A 3,788-nucleotide genomic window follows, 5' to 3' on the forward strand; every position below is an offset into this window, starting at 1 on the left:
GGCCAGGATGTCGGTCACGGTCGGCAGCCCGAACATGTCGTCGACGAAGTCCGCCGCCTTCAGCCGCTTCAGCTCCGCGGACCCGATCAGCGCCTTCACGTCCGACCCGGTCGCGTCCAGGATCCGCCGTACGACGGGGTATGCCTCCGGGTGCACGCTGGACGCGTCGAGCGGGTCGTCGCCGTCGGGGATCCGGAGGAACCCGGCCGCCTGCTCGAACGCCTTCGGGCCGAGCCGCGCGACCTCGCGCAGCGCCGTACGCGACGTGAACGGGCCGTTGACGTCGCGGTGCTGGACGATGTTGTCCGCCAGGCCGGGGGTGATGCCGGAGACCCGGGTGAGCAGCGGCGCGGACGCCGTGTTCAGGTCGACGCCGACCGCGTTCACGCAGTCCTCGACAACCGCGTCCAGCGAGCGGGACAGCGAGTTCTCCGGGAGGTCGTGCTGGTACTGCCCGACGCCGATCGACTTCGGGTCGATCTTCACCAGCTCGGCCAGCGGGTCCTGCAGCCGGCGCGCGATCGAGACCGCGCCACGCAGCGAGACGTCCATCCCGGGCAGCTCCTGGGACGCGAACGCGGACGCCGAGTACACCGACGCGCCGGCCTCGGACACGACGGCCTTGGTGAGCTTCAGCTCGGGGTGCTTGGCGATCAGCTCCGCGGCCAGCTTGTCGGTCTCGCGGGACGCCGTACCGTTGCCGATGGCAATCAGCTCGACGTTGTGCTTGCCCGCCAGCGCGGCAAGCGCGGCGATCGACTGGTCCCACTGGTTCTTCGGGACGTGCGGGTAGATGACGCCGGTGTCGACGACCTTGCCGGTCGCGTCCACGACCGCGACCTTCACGCCGGTCCGGAAGCCCGGGTCCAGGCCCATCGTCGCGCGGGTGCCGGCCGGTGCGGCCAGCAGCAGGTCGCGCAGGTTCGCCGCGAACACCCGGATCGCCTCGTCCTCGGCGACCTGCCGCAACCGCATCCGCAGGTCGATGCCGAGGTGCACCAGAATCTTCGTCCGCCAGGCCCAGCGGACCGTCTCCACCAGCCACTTGTCCGCCGGACGGCCCTGGTTCTCGATGCCGACCTTGCGGGCGATGGTGGTCTCGTACTCCGTCGGTCCGTCGACCTCGACACCCGCGGGCAGCGGCTCGACGGTGACCGTGAGTACGTCCTCCTTCTCGCCGCGGAACAGCGCCAGGATCCGGTGCGACGGCATCTTCGTGAACGGCTCGTCGAACTCGAAGTAGTCGGAGAACTTCGCGCCGTCGGTCTCCTTGCCCTCCCGCACCGCGGACGCCAGCCGGCCCTGCTCCCAGAGCCGCTCGCGGAGCTCACCGATCAGGTCGGCGTCCTCGGCGAACCGCTCGACCAGGATCGCCCGGGCGCCGTCCAGGGCCGCCTGCGGGTCGGGGACTTCGGCGTTCACGAACACGGCCGCGGCCGCAATCGGCTCGACGTCCGGGTCCGCCATCAGCCCGTCGGCGAGCGGCTCCAGACCGTTCTCCCGGGCGATCATCGCCTTCGTCCGGCGCTTCGGCTTGAACGGCAGGTAGATGTCCTCCAGCCGGGACTTGGTGTCCGCGGCGAGGATCTGCTCCTTCAGCGCGTCGTCCAGCTTGCCCTGGCTGTCGATCGACTCCAGCACGGTCTGCCGGCGCTCCTCCAGCTCCCGCAGATACCGCAACCGCTCCTCGAGGGTCCGCAGCTGGGCGTCGTCCAGCATCCCGGTGACCTCTTTGCGGTACCGCGCGATGAACGGGACCGTCGAGCCCTCGTCCAGCAGCGCAACCGCTGCCCGCACCTGGTTCTCCCCGACCTCCAACTCGCCGGCGATCCGCTGCTCGATCGACTGCACCACCACTGTCCGTTCCCCTCTACGCCCAACAACCACCGAGCATTCTGCCCCGGTCAGGCCCCATATCCTTCCCCATCCCACCCCCCACCCCGAAACCCGTCCCATTCCCCCTGTGGACAACCCCATGCGATCATCCTCCCGGGGAGGAACCACATGGGGCAGTTCGCGAAGTACATCGGGCGCAGGTTAGAGCCGCCTGCCGGGCTGCGTCGGGCGGTGAACTTCGCGCTGCCGGCACTTCTGATCTTCCAGGCGGTCGCCAGCCGTCGTCTCGAGGACATCCTGGCCGCCGTCGTGTTCACCGCCCTGCTGCTGCCTGCGGGGATCGCGCCACAGGCTTACCGTGCCCGTCTCACAGACCTCGACAGGCACGTGCTCCTGAGCACGATCCTGAGCTTCGTCCTGATGGCCACCTCGCTGTTCGTCCTCCTGGCAAAATACGCGAGCCTGAGCCGTCCAACGAGCATGTGTATCGCCGTCCCGAGCGCGATCGCCGTCACCGTGGTCGGAGCGTTCCGCCAACACGATCGGACAAAGGCAAGGACCACGGCGGAGCCGTCGTGAAGGCCGCCGTACGTCGCCTCGCCAGGATGCTGCTGGACTTCGAGGGCGCCTTGACGCGACGCATCGCGCGCAGGCCAGGACGCTCGCAGCGGCTCGTCGCACTGTCGGTCTTCCTGTTCAGCCTGTATGGGCTGACCGGCGCGGAGCGCTGGCCCCAGCGTCTGTTGATCGCTCTGGTGTGTCTGTTGTCGGTCCTCGTCGCCGTCGCGCCGCGCAGCCTGTACGACGACCGTCCCGAGGCGTGGTCGAAGACGCGGGTGGTCGTATCAAGGCTGTCGGCACTGGTGCTCCTGGCCGCCGGAGGCTTCGTGGTGGTTTCCGCGATCGTGGACGGATGGACGTTCGTCCAGACCATCCTGATCGGCGTCGCCATCCTGGTGGCACTCAGCAACCTGCTTGCCCGCCGCCGCGCCAGGGCGGCCGAGTACCTGCCGTCCGCGACATCCAACGATCCTCTCGCCGGGAGCAGAATGGGCCAGTTCAACAGGTACGTCGAGAGCTACCACCCGGCGCTGCTCCATCGCGTCATCCAGGTGATCGTTCCACTCGCCTGGATCGTGAACGCTGTGGTGCATCCAACCTTCGAGAACATGCTGTGGGCGGTACTTCTCGCCAGCATCATGCTTCCGTACGGAATCGCCCCGGAAGCAGTCAAGAGACGCGTCAGCCGCTGGGAACGCGATCACCCCATCCAGTCGGGAGTGTTCATCCACCTGACGATGCTCTGCGGCTTCTTCCTGCTGCTGAGATGGTTCCTGAACCGCCCACACAGCATCTTCATCGCCGTCGCTCTGACACTCGTACTCTTCGCGACAAGCAAGCTGCTGAGACACCGCACGGCCGGCAAATGAGCAGGCCAGTCGACTGGCCCGGCCGGAGGCCCACCTGGCTCGGAGTGCCGGGTCTGGTCGCTGCGTTGTGTGGTGTGTTGATGCTGGTCGAGTTCGGCTCCGCAACCTGTACTCGCGGTCGCTCGCCGTACTGCGTACGCCGCTAGCTGAAGTCCGTGAGATCGAGGTCTGAGTACGACGAACTCCCCGCAACCGGCTGGGTTGCGGGGAGTTCAGGTGCCAGGTCAGGCGGCTTCGCAGAGGAGTTCGGGCTTGGGGTCTTCGGTTGCGGTTGACTGCTTTGCGGGGCGCATGACGGTCGCCGCGATGGCTACCGATGCTGCGACGATCGCGGCGGCTACGGCGAAGGAGAAGTGGTAGCCGTCGGTCAGGGCGTGCAGGGGGGACTTGGTGCTTGCGGCGGTGTGGGTGGCGGAGAGGGTTGCGAGGATCGCCAGGCCGAGGGCGGCGCCAACCTCGCCCATGGTGCCGATCAGGCCGGAGGCCAGTCCGGCGTCCTCGGGCTTGACGTCGGACATCGAC

The 3,788-nt window shown here is 68.1% G+C and carries 3 protein-coding genes and 1 pseudogene; 2 read left to right on the forward strand and 2 right to left on the reverse strand.

Annotated elements, in window-relative coordinates; all coding sequences use genetic code 11:
• Positions 1 to 1,857: Tex family protein (locus VFF46_RS14430; RefSeq protein ID WP_325037623.1), on the reverse strand; the 1,857-nt coding region annotated here is incomplete at its 3' end.
• A gap of 147 nt (positions 1,858 to 2,004) precedes the next feature.
• On the opposite strand from VFF46_RS14430, the gene VFF46_RS14435 reads away from it, so the two are divergent.
• Together VFF46_RS14435 and VFF46_RS14440 are read left to right on the forward strand one after the other, a co-directional pair.
• Positions 2,005 to 2,415 (forward strand): hypothetical protein, encoded by a 411-nt coding sequence (locus VFF46_RS14435; protein WP_325037624.1) that lies wholly within the window; start codon positions 2,005 to 2,007, stop codon positions 2,413 to 2,415.
• Positions 2,416 to 2,441: 26 nt separating this feature from the next.
• Entirely contained in the window at positions 2,442 to 3,266 is an 825-nt protein-coding gene (locus VFF46_RS14440) for a hypothetical protein (RefSeq protein ID WP_325037625.1), read from the forward strand.
• A 224-nt stretch (positions 3,267 to 3,490) separates the two neighbouring features.
• Here the strand turns inward: VFF46_RS14440 and VFF46_RS14445 are convergent.
• Positions 3,491 to 3,788 (reverse strand): annotated as a pseudogene (locus VFF46_RS14445) (MFS transporter); the annotation flags it as partial.

Origin of the sequence: Kribbella sp. (assembly GCF_035655035.1) — a bacterium.
In the GTDB taxonomy this organism is placed as follows: Bacteria; Actinomycetota; Actinomycetes; order Propionibacteriales; family Kribbellaceae; genus Kribbella.

Coding starts and splice junctions, on each gene's coding strand:
- VFF46_RS14435 (WP_325037624.1), top strand. CDS start 2,005: ATGGGGCAGTTCGCGAAGTACATCGGGCGCAGGTTAGAGCCGCCTGCC.
- VFF46_RS14440 (WP_325037625.1), top strand. CDS start 2,442: ATGCTGCTGGACTTCGAGGGCGCCTTGACGCGACGCATCGCGCGCAGG.